Below are 18,172 nucleotides of genomic sequence, written 5' to 3' on the forward strand. Positions count from 1 at the left end.
TAAGCTGGGTCACTTATCTTGCTCAATGGAATTTATGGACAGCGAACTCATGCATGATGTAACCACCACTGCCGTCACCGTTTTTATGGGCTTCTTCGCGATGATGAACCCCGTAGCCAATACCGCTGTATTCGTCGGTATGACAGGCAATCAAACGCCGGCTCAACGCAAAGCCACCGCTACCAAAGCGCTGATAACCGCATTTTTCATCGTTGCGGCGTTTTGTTTGCTTGGGAAAGGCATATTTGAAGTGTTTGGCATAACCTTACCTGCCCTGCGCTTGTCCGGCGGTATTTTGGTCTTTTTGGTCGGTTATCATATGCTGCAAGGCAGTTCATCTAAGCTACATAGCCAATCTGATGAACAAGAAGAAAACAAAGACGTGGCCATTTCTCCACTAGCGCTACCTATCTTGGCAGGCCCTGGAACCATTGCCACGGCGATGAACTACTCTGCATCGGGTGGCGTGCTTAATATTGGAGTGACCATTATCGCGTTCGCTCTACTTTGTTTGATCACTTTTGTCTGTTTCCTATTTGGCCCTAAGTTAGTCGATAAGCTTGGAGAGAGTGGTATCAGTATCGTCACACGCTTGATGGGGCTGATCCTCACAGTGATCGGTATGCAGATGTTTATTCAAGGCATCCATGACGCATACCAATTATTCCAACCGTAATAACCAACAAAAGCGCCTCAATCGAGGCGCTTCTTGCATTAGTGAACATGAGTGAAAAATTGTGAACAAGGGTTAAAAGCCACGCTGTTTCCAAAACTCCCCTTCATCACGAGCAAAAACTTCAAAGGTTTTCTCGGCGATGACTTTATTGTTCAGAATAATCGACATTCGCCACTTACCAATGTTGGACTCATAGCCATTAACTGGATCAAGTAGTTGAATGGTATCGCCAAGGTAGAAGTCCCAATCGTTGCTACCAACATGGAGATCTCCGGTAAAGGGCTCGAGGACCTGCCCTTTCTTGCCAAGCACGCCGGGGTGATCAATAAAGAATTCGATCACTTCACCTTTGGCTTTTTTGATATTAACAATAAAGCCAAATTCAATTTCTTCATCAGCAGGAACCTTAGTGGTGAACTGCTGAATCTTAGGAAGATGTTTAGATTTGGAATCCCACTCCCTGTATATGCCATAAGAGGTCATTTCTACAACTGGGGAACGCTTTGCCATGTCTGCCACCGCTTTTTCATTGCTAGGATTGTCGATTCATCAACACCGTGGATATTGTCATACTCACCAGTACACTCAATCACCTTTAGCCTTGCCCCAAAACGTTTTGCCATTTTCACGTAAGGCATCATTTCCCAACGTCGAACAAACGTGTTCGCAACCACAGCACTTTGGCCCTTCTTAAGACTGGAATAGGTCTGCTTTTGACACCACTGGTGCGCCTTGGCAATCTTATCTGCTTGGTATTCGTATTGACCATCCACTTGTATAAAGTACATGTCCGCTTCAAAGTGATTAGCAGGTAAGGTTTTGGCTAGGGTCGATTTTCCAGAGCCTGGCAGCCCACGAATCAAAGTAAGGGTTAATGTCATTCGGTTCGATATCACCATAATAAAGGCGAAGTGTAATATAAATTGAATCGAAAAGGCTATCGACATCTCATTCTGATTAGGTTAAGTTTGGATGTATAGACGTCCATACATTTGCTTAGGGAGTAAGCTGTGCCGATTAAGATCCCCGATCAATTACCTGCAACAGACGTATTGCGCCAGGAAAATATCTTCATCATGCCTGAGTCTCGTGCCTCTACTCAGGAAATACGTCCGCTCAAGGTTTTGATCCTTAACCTGATGCCTAAGAAAATTGAGACGGAAACTCAGTTCCTTCGACTATTGTCAAACAGCCCACTGCAGGTTGATATCGAGCTGCTACGCATCGACAATCGCCCGAGTAAGAATACGCCTACGGAACATTTGGATAACTTCTATCGCCAATTCGAAATGGTCAAAGAGCGTAACTTTGATGGGTTGATCATCACAGGAGCGCCATTAGGTTTAGTCCAATTTGAAGATGTCATCTATTGGGAGCACCTTCAAACCATCATGACATGGGCAAAACAGCATGTGACCTCAACACTCTACGTTTGTTGGGCCGCTCAAGCTGGACTGAAATTGCTTTATGATCTACCTAAGCGGACCCGTAAAGAAAAACTCTCTGGTGTTTATCATCATCAAATACACCATCCGTATCATCCAATACTGCGCGGTTTCGATGACAGCTTCTTAGCACCACATTCTCGCTATGCCGACTTCTCTGCCGAGTATCTTGAGCAGCATACTGATCTCGATATTCTCGCAACTTCTGACGTGGCTGGCGTTTATCTCGCTGCAACCAAAGATAAACGGAATGTGTTTGTGACGGGTCACCCAGAATATGATTCGTTTACCCTGCATAACGAATACGTACGCGATTTGGGTGAAGGAATGGAGCCTGCAATTCCGGTGAACTACTACCCGAACAACAACCCAGACAACAAACCAATCGCAAGTTGGCGTAGCCATGGCCATCTGCTGTTTGCCAACTGGTTAAACTACTGCGTTTACCAACAAACCCCTTATGACTTGGATAAGTTTAGTGAGGCAAACTTCACCAAAGACGACTAACTCACCGCGTTTGATTCAGTAGTTGCTGAATCTGCTGCACAATCAAAGGGGCATTTTGCCAAAGAATGAAATGCCCTTCTTTTTCAACTTCAATTAACTGATGCCGCTCGCCATTAAGCCGTTTCATCGCAAACTCAGAGTTACCTGGATCGGCAATGGTATCCTCGGAACCATGAATAATGGTAATGGGTATATTCTCTAACCGAGACCAATCTTTACCACTTAGCAACGTCAACTCCTGCGCTAACGGCATCATTTCACCATTAGACGTTTTCCAATCATGGGTTAACGCCCAATTAACCAGCAATGAATCAGCAATCAGGTTATACCATTTGGGCTTTTCGAGTTGAGGGTCAAATGCGGGGGCAACGAGCACCAAGCCATCAATCAAGTTTGGCTGCTGTAATGCGAGTGCAAGCGCTATTGGCCCCCCCAGAGAATGCCCTACTAAAATGTTCGCTTTTTCTTTATCGACGAGCTCGCCAATGGCAGCGGCTTGTTGTTCAATACTCGATACAAGATTCAGGGAAGATTGACCGTACCCAAGACGATCTACAGAAATCAACTCTGCTTGCTCTTGTAGCAACGGATCCGCTAAGTAGTGTTTGTAAGCGGTGTGGCTGCCCGGAGAGCCATGAATAAATAGGACTCTTACGTTGGCGTTACGATTACCAACAGATACATAAGCCATCCCCTTTTCTGTTCGCTTGACGTCATAGCCCAGAGAGTCAGCATTCGACGGTTTGATAACTAAGCCGATAAAAACGCTGGCGATTGTGGTTAACACTGCCGTTTTCTTTCTCACTTGATGCCTCATTTCCTTACACTGCTTTCTGCAAAATCAGTCGCATAGTTCTTGCGACTGGCTAATAAGACCGCGCTAATTGAGATATAAATTCAACAACATTACCTAATAATGAAAGTGTTATGCGCCTAAGCTTTTTATTACTGCCTTTTCTCCTCTCAGCCTGCGTTACCGTAGAAACAACGCCTTTGAATGAACCTGTTGCCGATCCAAAAGAGAAGGCGGAAGCTCGAATCGCCCTTGGGTTAGGTTATCTAGAGCAAGGCAATATGCTTAAAGCGAGAGAAAATCTAGAAAAGGCTTTAGAGCACTACCCTGGTTACTATCGAGCCCAGTTATCGCTCGCCCACTACTATGAACAAGTCGGCGAAGGTGTTTCAGCAAAGAAAATGTATCAAACAGCATTGGAAATGCATCCTAAAAACGGAAATGTGTTAAATAACTACGGTACTTTTCTCTGCAAGCGAGGAGATTACAAAAAGGCGGATCAATATTTTAATTTGGCGATCAACCAACCTTACTATTACCTCCTATCCGCAAGCTATGAAAACGCGGCCCTTTGCTCGCTAAAAGCCCAAAACCCTCAAAAGGCTAAGCTTTACTTTACAAGAGCGCTTGATCACGATCCGAATCGAGCTCGGTCGATTCTTCATTTAGCCAAGTTGGAAATCAATGACAAAGAGTTCACCAATGCTCGATTAAGGCTGATCAAGTTTCACCAAAGATACGGCCTTCAAAAAACATCGCTAAAGCTTCTGATTGATCTGGAAACTGCCGCTGGTAACTCGTCGTTAGAGAAAAAGTACCGCACGCAGTTAGCAAATCTGGGGTAATTACTTTCTGTTGCGAAGAGGAGTTTTACGTCGCTTACGGACGCGGGATGCTCGTTGAATTTTCTGATATTCACGGTAGAGAATTAAGATAAAACCAATCAAGCCTAGTAGGAATAGCATCGCAAACAGCCACAAAAAGCTGGTACAAATCCACTCAGGTTCGCAGGGCATATAAATTTCAAATTCCATATGCCCTCCTTAACTCTCGTTAGCCGTTATGTTTGAGCCACAATTCTCTTTGTTCAGCGGTAAGGAACGTCCACGCTACAAATCGACTGATTTTTTGACCTTGGCTCATCTCGACCACTTTGGCTTCGACAGCGCCTGCCTTTTCCAAGTTCTTGCGCATCCAACGCACATTCTCTTTTTTGGAAATCAGCGTCGAAAACCACAAAACCTGTGCAGAGAACTCTTTACTCTCAAACGCCATGTTTTTGATAAAGGCTGCTTCTCCACCAGGGCACCAAAGTTCGGCTTTTTGGCCGCCAAAGTTAAGTATAGTTGAAGTCTTGGTTGGCATAGCCGATTGGGCTTGGCCACGCTTGTTTTTATTGCTCGATAAGTTTTTGATTTTACGAGCAGTGCCTAGCTCAGCTTCCGCCAGTGATTTATGAAATGGCGGATTGCACGTCGTCAGGTGATAAAACTCATTCGCTTGAATAATGCCTTTAAAGAAATGACGGCTTTGAGGTTGTAATCGACACTCGACTCGCCCCTTTAATACTGAGTTCTGCTGAGCTATTTGGTTAGCATTGTCGACAGATTCCGGGTCGACATCCGCCCCAATGTAATTCCAGCCATATTGAGTTGTCCCAACAATAGGATAGATACAGTTTGCTCCAACACCAATATCCAAAGCCCTGACTTGGCGATGCTCCAAGTGTTTATGCTCTTTCGACAACAGCTCAGCTAAACGATGAATATAGTCAGCGCGGCCTGGAATCGGCGGACACAAATACCCCGGAGGGATGTCCCACTCAGTCACCTGATAATAAGCAGAGAGCAGCGCTTTGTTTAACAGTTTCACCGCAATGGGGTCGGAAAAATTGATACTCGACTCCCCTTTCGGATTTTTGATCACATGAGCAGCGAGTTCAGGTAAAGCGTGGATTAGCTTTTTGAAATCATAGCGACCTTGATGAAGATTGTTACTGTGTAAGCCCGCTTTGCCTTTAACATTCGTGACTTTAAGTGTCTTAACGCTCACTTCTTGTTTATTGGCTGACTTGGTTGAGCGGTTTTTCGAGCGTGTAGGCTTGGCTTTTTCTCGCTTAGGTTTGTTGTTTGAGTGCATACCACTTACTTTTGATTAACTAGGTCTAAATAGATCATGAACAATCGCGCATCGAGCTCTAACTGATGATAATCAGGCTCCATATGACAACATAGCTGATAAAACGCCTTGTTATGCTCTTTCTCTTTTAAGTGCGCCAACTCATGGACCACCAACATACGCAATAAAGGTTCCGGTGCATTCTTAAACACACTGGCGATACGAATCTCATTTTTCGATTTGATTTTTCCACCATGGACTTTGGCGACATAGGTATGCAACCCTAAAGCATTATTGATGATATGGATCTTGTTGTCGTAGATGACTTTACTCAGTGGCGCGGTCTTTTTCATGTAACGATTTTTGAGTCTCATAGTGTACTCAAACAGCGCTTTCTCACTCTTAATGTCATGATTCGTTGGGTAACGGCGCTCAAACCACTGTTTAAGCCGGCCTGATTCCACCAGTTCGGAAACCGGGTTGATAATGTGCTCAGGGTAACCTTGGATATATCTAAGCGCAGGATTCATCTACATTAATACCAACAGTGAATTGAAAGAGGCGTAAGTCTACCTGAATCACACTTGCCATTCACCGTCTTTTCATTACACTTCCAGCTAACAAAGCTTTAGGAACAAATCGATGAAACGACTAGTACTGTACGTAAAAGATAAATGCCCGCACTGTAAGGATGCTCAACGCTACCTTGATTCAAAAGGCTATAAGTACAGATTAACCAATGCAAAAATGCAGCGTGGTAGAAAAGAGCTCGATGCGATTGGCGCTCGTTCCTTACCAGTATTGAAGATTGGTGACCGTTACATGATTGGTTGGAACCCGAACAATTTCGAAAAAATGTATAACGGAAAGTAAAAAGAGTGGCTCAAGCCACTCTTTTTACTTAATAAAATGATTCACGATACAGAACAGTAACGCGGGAGCTCCAGATACCAAAAGCTTGAGACAAGTGATGGTATTGGCGTCAAATCGCTTTTCATCCACATCGAGCGCTTCCTCAGTCTCCACAGGAGTTTCCAAGGTAGACCCCGTTTCACTCGTTAAGCCACCACTCGAGCCAGGTGGATACATATAAAGTAACGCCGCACTTCCCCACAGCAGCATCAGAACAAAAAACGCATAATCAGATGGGTACTTAATACCGAAAAATGACGTACTAGACTCAATAGCAAAGATGATTGCAAGGGCGATGGTATTGCCGAAAAGCGCAAATTTAATGGTACTGCCTAATTCCATTTTGTCTCACTAGTTCACTGTATTTGCTCGATAGCAATTGAGTGAGTCATCAAAGACAAACTCAAGCTCGTTTTCAATACTCTCAAGCTTATCTTGTTGATAATGAGAAACATAGAGTAATTGGCTTAAATTTTCACGTGCGATCAACTCCAATGTATTTTTTACTAACCTTCGACCCAAGTAATCTAACCCTTGGTAAGGTTCATCGAGTATCAATAAAGCGGGTTGTTTAACAATTGCACGAGCGATAAGCAGCAGTCGTTGCTGGCCATACTCTAACTCCTTAAACGAAGTTTTGACGTATTGGGACATATGCAATATATCGAGCCACTCGTGAGCGAGTTCAATTTCCTTCTTACTTGGCTGCTGATACAAACCGATGGAGTCATAAAAGCCCGACAAAATCACTTCAAGTGCAGTACAACTCACCCGATATTGCAGGTGCAATGCGGAAGAGACCATACCAATGTGCTTTTTGATTTCCCATATAGACTCACCACTTCCACGCTGATTGCCAAAAATTTGGATATCGTTCGAGTAACATTGAGGGTGATCGCCGAAGATCAAGCCCAATAGTGTACTTTTACCACAGCCATTTGGTCCTTTGATCTGCCAGTGCTGATTGTTATCAATACGCCAATTTAACTGGGTAAATATGGTCTTATCCGTGTAGGCCACTTCCCCATCTGAAATAGCAAAGACCGGGCTGGCGAAACGTGTTGTGTGTTGGTGACGCTTAATCAAAGCGAGCATCTCTTCGCTCTGCTGTTTAGACTGAGCTTTGATCTGGCTGATCACAGGATGCGTTTCCCAACTTTGCTTGTCCATGACACTCTCAAGCGTGCCATGATTAAAGAGCGCAATCTGCTCTATCCAATTAGGAATGTCCTCTTCTCGATTGAAGGTCACCAACATTTGTATCTTTCGAGAGAGCTGAGTTAAGTATTCCGCTAATGTTTGCCTATGCTTGACATCCAGCCCTGTGAAGGGGTTATCAAGAACGATCAAATCCGGCTTTGTCGCCAATGCGCGCGCCAGCATTACTCGGCGCGTCTCCCCCGTTGATAAAACGCGAAAACCACTATCACGTAGATGTGCTAAGTCGAGGTCTTGAAGCAATTGCTCTGTAAGTACAGGGTCTTGAGCAATCTCTTCAATCATAGAAACAACCGAAGTTCCTTGGTCGATTTTATCGAGAAAATCTGTCTCGTCTTTAGCGATTTCCTCTTCGAGCAAGCGCTGTTGTTCGACCAAAGAGACTTGAGCCACCTTTCCTTGTGTCATTGTCAACTGCTCAGCATCGACAGGCAACTCACCACATAACAAACAACCAAGTGCTGAGCCAATGTCTCCTTCGGTGCTAAACACTGCCCAAGACTCGCCATTGTAAATTTGCCAATCATGGATATTAAGTGTGCTCAGTGCTGTTGTAACCGAGAGCTGAGAAAAATTTATCTGCATCCAGTGGGTGTCCTTACCATTAATTTAATATCCTCCAAACTACTGGAATGGCGCAATTGGTGCGATAGAGAAAAGTGAAAATGTGACATTCGCAAAGCGATTTTCAATCTAGGTGTATTGCTTCACAAATTCTATAAAGGTTCTGTCCGCTACCGATAAGTAGCCAGCTTTACGCCACGCCAGTGCCAAACTCAGCTTTACCGGCTCATCAAAAGGCACACCCGTGACTGAAGATTCATGCTCAGTCACCAATTTAAGCAACGCCGTAATCGCAAACTCATGCTGGACGATGCTTAAAATCATAGGCAGTAGGTTGGTCTCAAATGAAAACTTCATCTCGGTTTCGTGCTGGCTGGCTTTCTTTTCAATGTACTCGCGGTGAAAATAGCCCGGTTTAAACATCACCAGTTCATGTTCAAAAAACTCTTCAAAGCTGATGCTTGTGCGCTGTGCCAGTGGGTGCTGATGACCAACAACGGCCACCATTTCAGTATCGAACAGGTGGTCAACTTCAAGGTCGTCAGGAACATGGTCGTTGTTGATCACCCCGATATCGAGCTCGCCATCAAGCAACATCTGACGAATCGACTCTGTTCCGGCATCAACCAGGGTGAGCTTTAGATTTGGGTAGCGCATCTTAAACGCCATTAGAATTTGAGGGAAAAAATAAGAGCCCATCATGCTTGGCGCCCCTAAGCGAACCTCGCCTTTTTCCAGCCCCTTTAATTCGTTGATTGCCAATTGTGCGTCATCCAGCTGCTGAACAACCCGTTTTGCATGCTCGAGCAGTACCTTTCCCTCATCCGTTAGCATCACCTGACGATCTTCGCGGCGGAACAACTCTACGCCTAACTGCTGCTCAAACTTCTTAATCGAAATACTTAACGCTGGCTGCGCAATGTGCAGCGCTTTAGCCGCCATTGTAAAGTGCTGATACTCAGCGACAGCAAGGAAATGCTTTAACTGTTTGGAATCCATAGCGTGATAATAAAATTATATCGAGTTAATATTTTTAATATATTTTATCAATCCAACCATCACTGATAACTTGGTCACATTATTGGTTCAGACTCTCGCTCTCTCATGATTCAAGTAGGCAGTAAAGCATATCGACACGTTACATGGTCACTTGCACTAGGTTCATTTCTAGTTTTTTGTAACCTTTACCTTTTTCAACCCATGTTGCCCTACATGGCGGGCCACTTTGCTGTAACCGAGACCCAAATCAACTGGATTTTCGCAGCGTCAACTCTGGCTTTATCGGTATTTCTTGTCCCTTGGGCGGTCGCATCAGAATCTTATGGTCGACGCAAGGTCATGCTACTGGGATTACTGTCTATTCCCTTCATCAGTGTGGCCATGCTTGTTAGCCAAACATTGCTCAGCTTAATCATACTTAGAGCCTTACTGGGTGTGGCCTTAGCTGCGTTTGCCTCGGTTGCAGTCGCTTACATGGTGGAAGAGTTGTCAGAGCAAGCATTTAGCCGTGCGATAGGCAGTTATATCGCAGCAAACTCACTCGGCGGAATCTTTGGCCGGATTGCGGGGGGCACGCTCACTGATGCACTAGGTTGGCAACATGCGGTACTGGCAATTGCAGTTATTACCTTATTGGGAGCAGTGGCGGTCTTTCGTTTGCTACCTGTTCAGCAGCACTTTTCTCCCCAAAGAGGCATGATGCGCTACCACAATCGCGCATTAGTTAAACACCTTAAAAATCGCACTATCTGGATTGCGATGCTGATTGGCGGTATCAACTTTGCGTTGTTTGTAAACCTCTATTCTGTCATGGGCTTTCGCCTAGTAAGCGAGCCACACAACCTTCCTATAGGTCTCGCCTCTCTCATTTTCCTATGCTACCTCGCTGGAACACTCAGCTCAAAGCTGACCGCAAATTGGAGTGCCCGTTACCATCCAATCAGTGGTATTGTGGCGGGATCAGTGATCAGTCTTCTGGGTATGTTGATTGCCTACATCGAATCGCTCACAGCCATCGCATTGGGGCTGATGTTTATTAGCTTTGGCGCCTTTTTCAGCCATACATTGGCCTATGCTTGGGTCAGTAGGAAAGCAACGCATGCCAAGGCAACGGCAACAGCGCTTTACCTTGTTCACTATTACATCGGCGGCAGTATTGGTGGCTTCCTGCTCATATACTGTTGGCAGCATGGGGGATGGAGCAGCGTTATGCTCGGCGGCGGCGTTCTCTACGCTTGCTTGTTCTTGTTGTGCTATAAGCTAACAAAGCTTGCTAGAAGTCACGAGGGAGAGCCTCAGGAAAGCAATTCTGCTATCCTAGGCGCAAACTCAAACTTGGAAGCAAAATGACAATAACAAGCTCAAAACAAGAGATCGCTCAACAAGTCAACCAATGGCTCAATGACGTTGTGATCGGACTGAATTTATGTCCGTTTGCTGCAAAGCCTCAGCGTAATAAACAAATTAAGATATTTGTCAGTGACGCTCAGCAAGAGGAAGCACTACTCGAGGATATATTGACGCAACTACTCGAATTGGACGCGACACCAGCGGAAGAGCTGGAAACTACTCTGGTGGTTGTGCCAAACATGCTGGACGACTTTTTTGACTATAACCTGTTCATCGACTGGGTCGAAGCCTTGATCAAACAACAAGACTGGGAAGGTATTTTCCAATTAGCCACCTTTCACCCAGACTACTGCTTCGGTGGAACTGAGCCTGAAGATGCAGAGAACCTGACAAATCGCTCTCCTTATCCGGTGTTCCATCTTATTCGTGAAGAAAGTATGGAAAAAGTGTTGAAGCACTACCCAAACCCAGAAGCGATACCCGATACCAACATTGCACGTGTTGAGTCTCTAACTGCAGAAGAGCGTCGTAAACTGTTCCCTTACTTGTTTCGCTAGTTCAACCCCTTCACAACGCAAAAGAGCATCGAATTCGATGCTCTTTTCATTTTGATTAGTCAGAGATTATTGGCAAACCGCAGACTTTAGCTGGCTGTAAATGACCTTATCGCGCCCCTGTACTTTTGCCTGATATAGCGAGCGATCGGCCAACGCGAGAATATGATCTAACATTGACTTCTTACACTGATTTTCAAATGGCTCCGCGAAGTCGAACTCGCATACGCCAATTGAGACAGTAACAGGATGGCCATCTAGCTTAATCTCGTTAACCGAACGATGAATCTTTTCGATGCACTCTCGCCTCGCAGAGACGTCCCCCTCTGGCAACCAAATGACAAACTCTTCTCCGCCAAAACGAGCAATGAAATCGTCACCTGTAAGCTGCTTTTTCAGCAAACGCGCGCTTTTTTTCAAGACGTCATCACCAATTTGGTGGCCATAGGTATCATTAACGTGTTTGAACTTATCAAGGTCAATCACCAGTAAGCTGCCCTTACCTCCTGACTGCTTCATCTCTTCAAGACTCAAATGAATGGTTTTAAACAAGCTACGGCGGTTAGCCACTTCAGTCAGCGGATCATGGTGTGCTTGGTATTCTAATCTGGCATTTAGCTGCTGCAGCTTTTTCTCTTGCTCACGACGAATCAACTCAACTTCTATCCAAGACGCCATGAGCTTAAGTACATCAATATCCATTTTGGCAAAATGGCGTGGATATGGGGTCGCAGAAGAGAAATTGAGTGTGCCAAACACTTCATCGTCAACAAAGATTGGTATACCGATATAAGATTCTAAGCCGAATGCTTGGTAGGCAGGGTGCTTAGCGTAACGATCGTCTTCACCCATATTTTCGATGGCGACGGGGCCAAATGAGCTACAAGTGATCTGGCAATAAGTCGACTCAAAATCAAACTCGTCACCGGGATTGAGTACTGCGCCTTCGGGCGTCACGCAATGCAGTACTGTGTATTTTTTGCCTTCAATACGTGAGAGGATCGCAATATCAAGATCAAAGCGCTCCAAACCCATCATCAAGAGCTGACTGATTTGAATCTCAAAGCCTTTAGAATAGTCGTTTGTAATCTGATACAGGCCGCGAATCACCTTTTCACTATCACTCTCTATAATCATATAATCTCTCTGCAACAGATTGAATCGATTCAAGATATAGGAATAACAAGCTGGTTCACAATCAGCTGTCCCTCAAAGTTTGCGCTTTAGCCCATAAAAATGGCGGCTCTCCTTTCACTTTGTTACTATACGCGCACTGTTATTTCTACTTAGGTCAAGGCTATGCACCTTTCTAAACTTACTGACGAGATTTTTGAACACCTTTATCGCGATATCACCGAATTTCGTAGCACTTTCGATTTACCTGTCGCGTCTCCTGAGAGCTTAGATGATAAAGCCGATACCTTACATACCTCTTTAGCAGTAGAGGAATTAACTGAGCTTGCTGAAGCGGACAACAAAACTGAGCAAGCTGATGCCATCGTTGACAGCGTTTATGTCTTGATGGGTCGCCTTGTTCACTTAGGCGATAACAAGATTGAAGACAATATCGCGATCAACTACCTGATTGATTTGTTGCTTAACGTCGCAGTAAACCGGGGCATTGACTTCATCCCGTGTTGGGACGAAGTACATTCGAGCAACATGAGTAAAGTTTGTCGTAACGAAAAAGAATACGCAGAAACTGAGGCTCACTACGCAGAGCAAGGCATCAAACTGATGGCGGTACAGAAAGGCGATTACATCATTGCCAAGTGTGCGGAAGACTTTGTTGCTGAGGGTAAAACCATTCGTCAGGGCAAGGTTCTTAAATCGGTTTACTACCGACCTGCTGATTTGGCTCCCCTAACTCAGTAAGCCAGATAAAAAGCCGCCACCTGGGAGAGAAACCCTAGGTGGCGGAAGCTGCCATATCGAAAATTGTGACTCTCTATTCCAGCAAAGAAAAACGTGTCCCACCTTTCCTTCGCCTTATCAAGTCAAACAAGAACGAGAATGTATCCCTTACACTATTGCGATTGGCATGCCAGCTTTTTAGAATTCATAACCATTTGTTTTAAAACACTTTTGTATATTCGCACAAATGTAAGCGTCTGAACGTTGCGCTGTTTATGTGCACACTGCACTAAGTTGAATCGTTAATCGAATACCAACACCGGCTTATCATTAACCAACGAGCGCGTTACTTGCGTGTGAAAAACCGCTGACAGTTGCGCCTCGGTGAGCACTTCATCCGGAGTCCCATGCTGCTGTAGTACTCCTTCGTCCAGCAAGATTACGCTATCAGCATGACGTAGCGTCCGGTTCAGATCATGATTCGACATCACGACGCTAATGCCTTTCTGCGCCACACGTTGAATCAATTGATACAGCAAGCTTTCTTGCCCTATGTCCAAAGGGGCGGCCGGTTCGTCTAAAATCAACACTCGGGCACTGGAGTTCAAGGTTGGCCAAATTTGCAGACAGATAGCAACCAGGCGTACTCGCTGCCACTCTCCTCCAGACAAGTGATGAATGGGTCGGTGTAATTTATCCGACAGATCAAGCAATTGTGCCAGTTCTGCAACGGCATCATCGATAGCTGAGCGGTTTTTTGCCGCTTGCTTAGGTACCGATAACGCGAGGTATTGAGCAACGATCAAGTTAAAGGCGGGGCGATCACTTTGACTTAGAAAGGCTCGAACACCGGCGAGCGACTCTATCGAACTGTTACGCACATCCAAATTGGCATATTGAACATCACCTTTAAATGGTAACAGGCCCGCGATTGCCGATAAGAAGGTGCTTTTTCCGCTGCCATTTGGCCCAATGACATGAAGAACTTCACCTTGATTCATGGTCAAAGAGAGAGGTAACAAGCGAGCAGCAACGGACAGGTTATTAATGCGAATCATGGTTTTTCACCAACATCCAAATAAAGATAGGCGCACCGATAGTCGTGGTGACAACCCCTAGTGGCAGCTCTGCTGAGTCCAAAGCAAGCCGAGCAACCATATCAGCAAACACTAAAAGTGTTGCCCCACTTAGGGCTGATAAAGGTAATAAGAATCGATTTTCACTCCCCAACGCAAGCCTAAGCAGGTGAGGTACCACAAGACCAACAAAACCAATCACCCCGCCTAAGGCGACCGCACCACCAACGAGTATTGACACAGCTAAAATGAACTTCCAACGTACACGTTCTATATCCACACCAAGCTGTTTAGCATGAACCTCGCCCATCATCAGCTTATCAAGTGTACTCCCCTTGCAGCACAACCAAATCAGGACGGGTAACAAGACTATGGTGAGCACGTGATGGCCCCAACTGGCTCCACCAATACTGCCCATAAGCCAGTACATTAGCTGTCGCAAACTTAAATCATCACTGAAATAAAACGCCCAGGTCACCACAGCTCCACTTAAAATACCCAAAGCGACACCCACCAAGAGTAACCGAGTGGTCGTCAACCTCGCCATTCGAGCAAACGAAACCAGTAACAAGGTAAACACCAAAGCACCAAATACCGCTGCCACCATAAAGCCAATGGGTGTTGCTAGTGCAGGTATAAAAAACAGCACTAGCACCATCATGACACTGGCTCCGCCTGAGATACCTATCACCCCGGGTTCGGCTAACACATTACCCAGTAATACTTGTAGAACAGCTCCTGACACTGCCAGTGCTGCCCCAATAGTAATGGCGGTTAACAAACGAGGTAATCGCAGCTGAGTGACTAATTGCTCCATAAGAGGAGATAGAGGAGAGAATGGCGAGATAAACAGTTCGCCAACCATTAAATAAATCGCGCTGAGCACCGCTAGGGTAACGGTGATAAAGACTGCAAACAGATGCCAGCGTCGCTGCTTTCGGTAAAGTAACTGACTAAATTCCATGAGTTCAAGTGCAGCAAATGCTGGTGTTAGAAGGTTTCAAAAACAACAATGGCTTAACGATACCGTTAAGCCATTGAAATAGGAAGCCCGAACATCAAGTTCACGCCGTTTGCGTATTAGTCGTAGACCACTTGATCTTCTTCATAGCGGGTCTTAACTGGGCAAACCATTAAAGCTGCTCGCTGACCGATGGTGACATGTCTATTAGGGAAGACAATGGCTTCACCTTCATTTTTCGCCATCAAAGGTTTATCGCCGTCATGGCCAAACACTTCGCCATGTTTGAACGAGGTAAAGTTAGCAACGTCATCATCGAATAGAAAATCGAAGTCTTCGTGCAGGCGGACAATCGTACGGCTGACACGGTACATAACCGGCTGACGAGGTAAATGCTCAGCTTTTGACGCGCTAATGAGATCTCGCATCGCAAGATCAAAAGCGACCAATTTATCTAAGTCGTTTTCACCAATGCGAGCCACTCGCCCTAACTCTAGCGTCAATGCTTGCGCGCCGAAATTCTCGGCGCTGAACCAACTAAAGGTGCTGGATGGCGCGTTAGAGAACATCACGGCTTCTAGCTGACCGCTGGCAACAAAATCCATCAGCTCCTTGCTGCGAACTGGATGGCGCGTTTTAGGGCTAACGACAAAGGTATAATGCTTGGATAAACGAATGGCACAATGCAGATCTAAATGCCAACGCATCGCTTGCTCTGTGTCTTGATAGAACTTCGCAACAATACTCTTGAGGTTTGCTGCAATATCTAGCTCAAGCGACGGCTCATGTTCTTTATCGTCGAACAAACGATTAAGATTCACATCTAAAAAACGGGTATGGGCATTAGTTGAAGCGGGGTGAGCGATGATAAACAGCAGTCGCTCTGTCACTGGCTGAAAGCCCGATTGTATGTCTGTTACTATCTTGTCGACCAACTCCATGGGCGCCGTTTCATCACCATGGACTCCACAAGAAATAATAATGTGTTTACTTTGCGGCGATAAGTTCGCTGGAATGACTTCGAGTACACCGCGTTGGTGCAGTTTGAAGACAGTTCCACCAGCTACTGTCATTTCTCCAGCTGGCATATCTTGTTCTAAGTCTAAACTGTCAAAAAGAAAAGATTGGCGAAAGAGGGTTTTCGTCATGCGCTACTCCTTTATTGCACAGCGAGTATGTTAATGAATTGTTCGGACAAATTATGTAGAAGTGATCCCACTTATCGACACAAATCATGTGCCGCATCGTAATTTATCAAATTGTTACACTTGGGTGTAAACGGAAAGCACTCGCAATGCAAAACAGCCGAGCTCCCACTCGGCTGTAAGATCATATCATAAACCGGAATTGACTATTTTTGATCTAGCAACGATTCAAACTCATCAATCTTATTTTCTACTCTATCAATACTTTGCTGCCAGAAATCAGCGCCAGTCAGATCCATACCTAGATGTTTCTCGACCACTTCTTCTGCCATCATCGAGCCGGTATCACGCAGTAAATTGACGTAGTCTTGGTAGAACTGCGCCCCTTTGTTTTCACGTTGCGCGTAGACCCCAATGCTAAACAAGTAGCCAAATAGATATGGGTAGTTATAGAAACTGACTTGTGAGATTGAGAAATGCAGCTTGCTCGCCCAGAAGTATGGGTCTGGCTCTGACATAGAATCGCCATACCACTCTTGCCATTTATCACTCATTAGATCACACAACTGAGCGGCATCTAACTCCCCTTCAGAGCGCTGTTCATAGAAAGCTTTTTCAAATTCGTACCGAACCGGAATATTGACCATCAGAGCGTAACAACTGGATAGCTCTTCCCACAGCATTTCCAGTTTTTCCTCGCGAGTCGTGACCTGCTCTAGTAAATAGTCTCGCACGATATTTTCGGCAAAAATAGAAGCGGTTTCAGCGAGCGTCATTGGGTAACGCGTTTGGCACAGCGGCATGTCACGCATCACCCAGTTGTGGAATGCGTGGCCTATTTCATGAGCAAGAGTCAATAGGTCCGAACGGCTGCCTCCCCAAGTCATAAACACTAATGGAGTACGAGTTGCCGCAAACTTAGTACAGTAAGCGCCTAAACGACGGTTCTCACTTGGCGCTGCATCAATCCAACCATTTTTAACCATTAAGGTAACAAAATCAGCCATCTCCTGATCAACACCGGCGAAGGCTGAATAAATGATGTCAATCGCTTCATCGAATGGGTAATTCTTAGGTTCTGCGTCAGTAAGACTCGGCATGCCCGCGAGATGATTCCACGGAGCCATTTGCTGCAAGCCATGCACTCGCGCCATTAAGCGCCCTGCCTTCTGGCCAACGTGGCGATTCGCTTTGGCGGTGTTCATCATCGCATCAAGCGTAGCAGCTTGAATGCGGCTATCATGAAGGCTGGTTTCTAAGAAATGTACGTCACGCGCTTGTGAACGTTTTTGATATTCGGTCAAACGCCATCCGGCTAAGGCGTTGAGAATGGCTGCAAACGACTCTTGATTCGTGCGCATCGCATTTTGGATGCCACGCCATGCCGGTTCCTGTGACTCGAACTCAGTACCATAGAGCAGGCTAGCCGCTTGAGATAACCCCACCTGAGTGTTCACGCCATCTTCTAGGGTCACTTGTAGCGAGCCGGTAATGTTGTCGTACAAGCGTCCCCATGCGTCTTTGCCATCCACTTGCATCGCAGACAGCAATTGCTCCTCTGCAATACTTAGCTTGGTATCTGCTAACTTACGCATCGCTTGAATTTGAAAGCCCTGCCCTGCAACATCTTCACTCGCATGATTTAGCACTTCTTCAATAAAGCTTTGTGGCGAAGTTAGCAAAATATCTTGAAAGGGTGTGAACGCTTGGCTCAATTCAGAGCTCAACCTTGCGACTCGACCAATGAGCGCCTTGGCTTCGCCATTGGTTGCATCGGTCGATGCGTGGCATTGAGCAAACGTATTAATAGTCGAGAGAAGTTTACCCGCAGCCTCGCTGGTCTGGATGGCATTTTGAACCACTGTTACTGAAGTGCGAGAGTCTGCATGTAAGACAAGGGTTTGAATACATTGTTGGATTAACTCAATATCTTGAGTAATTTTACTATCGCTCAATCCTTGGTAAGCAATAGAGAGATCCCAATTAGGTGTGCTCATTGT

The 18,172-nt window shown here is 45.5% G+C and carries 21 protein-coding genes; 7 read left to right on the forward strand and 14 right to left on the reverse strand.

Annotation, left to right across the window (positions count from 1 at the left end; all coding sequences use genetic code 11):
- Positions 1-49 precede the first annotated feature (49 nt).
- On the forward strand, positions 50-676 hold the full coding sequence (locus RH45_RS09115) for a MarC family protein (RefSeq protein ID WP_039958448.1): 627 nt from the start codon (positions 50-52) through the stop codon (positions 674-676).
- A 72-nt stretch (positions 677-748) separates the two neighbouring features.
- Here the strand turns inward: RH45_RS09115 and RH45_RS09120 are convergent, their stop codons facing one another.
- Together RH45_RS09120 and RH45_RS09125 are read right to left on the reverse strand one after the other, a co-directional pair.
- Positions 749-1,186: a DUF3859 domain-containing protein gene (locus RH45_RS09120; RefSeq protein WP_008076374.1), complete on the reverse strand. Its 438-nt coding sequence runs from the start codon at positions 1,184-1,186 to the stop codon at positions 749-751.
- Positions 1,162-1,557, reverse strand: a complete 396-nt coding sequence (locus RH45_RS09125) for an ATP-binding protein (RefSeq protein WP_039958449.1) — start codon at positions 1,555-1,557, stop codon at positions 1,162-1,164. The genes RH45_RS09120 and RH45_RS09125 overlap by 25 nt, the downstream gene beginning before the upstream one ends.
- Positions 1,558-1,686: 129 nt before the next feature.
- Here RH45_RS09125 and metA point away from each other — a divergent pair, with 129 nt between their 5' ends.
- A complete protein-coding gene (gene metA, locus RH45_RS09130) occupies positions 1,687-2,628 on the forward strand; it encodes a homoserine O-acetyltransferase MetA (protein ID WP_008076376.1) in 942 nt (313 codons plus the stop codon).
- Between the two features lies 1 nt (position 2,629).
- Here the strand turns inward: metA and RH45_RS09135 are convergent, their stop codons facing one another.
- Positions 2,630-3,433: an alpha/beta fold hydrolase gene (locus tag RH45_RS09135; RefSeq protein ID WP_008076377.1), complete on the reverse strand. Its 804-nt coding sequence runs from the start codon at positions 3,431-3,433 to the stop codon at positions 2,630-2,632.
- A gap of 122 nt (positions 3,434-3,555) precedes the next feature.
- On the opposite strand from RH45_RS09135, the gene pilW reads away from it, so the two are divergent.
- A complete protein-coding gene (gene pilW / locus RH45_RS09140; protein ID WP_008076378.1) occupies positions 3,556-4,266 on the forward strand; it encodes a type IV pilus biogenesis/stability protein PilW in 711 nt (236 codons plus the stop codon).
- Here pilW and RH45_RS09145 read toward each other — a convergent pair whose 3' ends face one another.
- Genes RH45_RS09145 through RH45_RS09155 form a run of 3 tightly spaced genes read right to left on the reverse strand, consistent with a single transcriptional unit; the run spans position 4,267 to position 6,069 of the window.
- Positions 4,267-4,455, reverse strand: a complete 189-nt coding sequence (locus RH45_RS09145) for a hypothetical protein (protein WP_008076379.1) — start codon at positions 4,453-4,455, stop codon at positions 4,267-4,269.
- Between the two features lie 19 nt (positions 4,456-4,474).
- Entirely contained in the window at positions 4,475-5,560 is a 1,086-nt protein-coding gene (gene rlmF / locus RH45_RS09150; RefSeq protein ID WP_008076380.1) for a 23S rRNA (adenine(1618)-N(6))-methyltransferase RlmF, read from the reverse strand.
- Positions 5,561-5,565: 5 nt separating this feature from the next.
- Positions 5,566-6,069, reverse strand: a complete 504-nt coding sequence (locus RH45_RS09155) for a M48 metallopeptidase family protein (RefSeq protein WP_008076381.1) — start codon at positions 6,067-6,069, stop codon at positions 5,566-5,568.
- A 112-nt stretch (positions 6,070-6,181) separates the two neighbouring features.
- On the opposite strand from RH45_RS09155, the gene RH45_RS09160 reads away from it, so the two are divergent.
- The gene (locus RH45_RS09160; protein WP_008076382.1) at positions 6,182-6,412 is read left to right on the forward strand and encodes a glutaredoxin family protein; all 231 of its coding nucleotides are present in this window, start codon (positions 6,182-6,184) and stop codon (positions 6,410-6,412) included.
- Between the two features lie 24 nt (positions 6,413-6,436).
- On the opposite strand, the gene RH45_RS09165 is transcribed toward RH45_RS09160, so the two are convergent.
- The 3 genes from RH45_RS09165 to RH45_RS09175 form a co-directional block, all read right to left on the reverse strand.
- The gene (locus tag RH45_RS09165) at positions 6,437-6,793 is read right to left on the reverse strand and encodes a hypothetical protein (protein ID WP_008076383.1); all 357 of its coding nucleotides are present in this window, start codon (positions 6,791-6,793) and stop codon (positions 6,437-6,439) included.
- Between the two features lie 9 nt (positions 6,794-6,802).
- Complete coding sequence (modF, locus tag RH45_RS09170) at positions 6,803-8,254, reverse strand: molybdate ABC transporter ATP-binding protein ModF (RefSeq protein WP_008076386.1); 1,452 nt, start codon at positions 8,252-8,254, stop codon at positions 6,803-6,805.
- A gap of 108 nt (positions 8,255-8,362) precedes the next feature.
- Positions 8,363-9,232, reverse strand: coding sequence for a LysR family transcriptional regulator (locus RH45_RS09175; RefSeq protein ID WP_008076388.1), 870 nt, complete (start codon positions 9,230-9,232; stop codon positions 8,363-8,365).
- Between the two features lie 105 nt (positions 9,233-9,337).
- Here RH45_RS09175 and RH45_RS09180 point away from each other — a divergent pair, with 105 nt between their 5' ends.
- On the forward strand, positions 9,338-10,582 hold the full coding sequence (locus RH45_RS09180) for an MFS transporter (protein WP_008076392.1): 1,245 nt from the start codon (positions 9,338-9,340) through the stop codon (positions 10,580-10,582).
- Positions 10,579-11,139, forward strand: a complete 561-nt coding sequence (locus RH45_RS09185; RefSeq protein ID WP_008076393.1) for a DUF1415 domain-containing protein — start codon at positions 10,579-10,581, stop codon at positions 11,137-11,139. The genes RH45_RS09180 and RH45_RS09185 overlap by 4 nt, the downstream gene beginning before the upstream one ends.
- A gap of 66 nt (positions 11,140-11,205) precedes the next feature.
- Here the strand turns inward: RH45_RS09185 and RH45_RS09190 are convergent, their stop codons facing one another.
- The gene (locus RH45_RS09190) at positions 11,206-12,273 is read right to left on the reverse strand and encodes a sensor domain-containing diguanylate cyclase (protein ID WP_008076395.1); all 1,068 of its coding nucleotides are present in this window, start codon (positions 12,271-12,273) and stop codon (positions 11,206-11,208) included.
- Between the two features lie 162 nt (positions 12,274-12,435).
- Between RH45_RS09190 and RH45_RS09195 the strand changes: the two genes are divergently transcribed.
- Positions 12,436-13,011 carry a nucleoside triphosphate pyrophosphohydrolase family protein gene (locus tag RH45_RS09195; protein WP_008076398.1) on the forward strand — a complete coding sequence of 192 codons (576 nt, stop codon included), beginning with the start codon at positions 12,436-12,438 and terminating at the stop codon, positions 13,009-13,011.
- Positions 13,012-13,292: 281 nt separating this feature from the next.
- On the opposite strand, the gene btuD is transcribed toward RH45_RS09195, so the two are convergent.
- From btuD to RH45_RS09215, 4 genes are all read right to left on the reverse strand, one after another.
- A complete protein-coding gene (btuD, locus tag RH45_RS09200; protein ID WP_008076400.1) occupies positions 13,293-14,048 on the reverse strand; it encodes a vitamin B12 ABC transporter ATP-binding protein BtuD in 756 nt (251 codons plus the stop codon).
- Positions 14,035-15,030 (reverse strand): vitamin B12 ABC transporter permease BtuC, encoded by a 996-nt coding sequence (gene btuC / locus RH45_RS09205; RefSeq protein ID WP_008076401.1) that lies wholly within the window; start codon positions 15,028-15,030, stop codon positions 14,035-14,037. The genes btuD and btuC overlap by 14 nt, the downstream gene beginning before the upstream one ends.
- Positions 15,031-15,146: 116 nt before the next feature.
- On the reverse strand, positions 15,147-16,175 hold the full coding sequence (locus tag RH45_RS09210) for a succinylglutamate desuccinylase (RefSeq protein ID WP_008076402.1): 1,029 nt from the start codon (positions 16,173-16,175) through the stop codon (positions 15,147-15,149).
- 203 nt (positions 16,176-16,378) lie between these two features.
- Positions 16,379-18,169 (reverse strand): M3 family oligoendopeptidase, encoded by a 1,791-nt coding sequence (locus RH45_RS09215; protein ID WP_008076403.1) that lies wholly within the window; start codon positions 18,167-18,169, stop codon positions 16,379-16,381.
- Between the last annotated feature and the right edge of the window lie 3 nt (positions 18,170-18,172).

Source organism: Vibrio sinaloensis DSM 21326 (genome assembly GCF_000189275.1).
Lineage (GTDB): Bacteria > Pseudomonadota > Gammaproteobacteria > Enterobacterales > Vibrionaceae > Vibrio > Vibrio sinaloensis.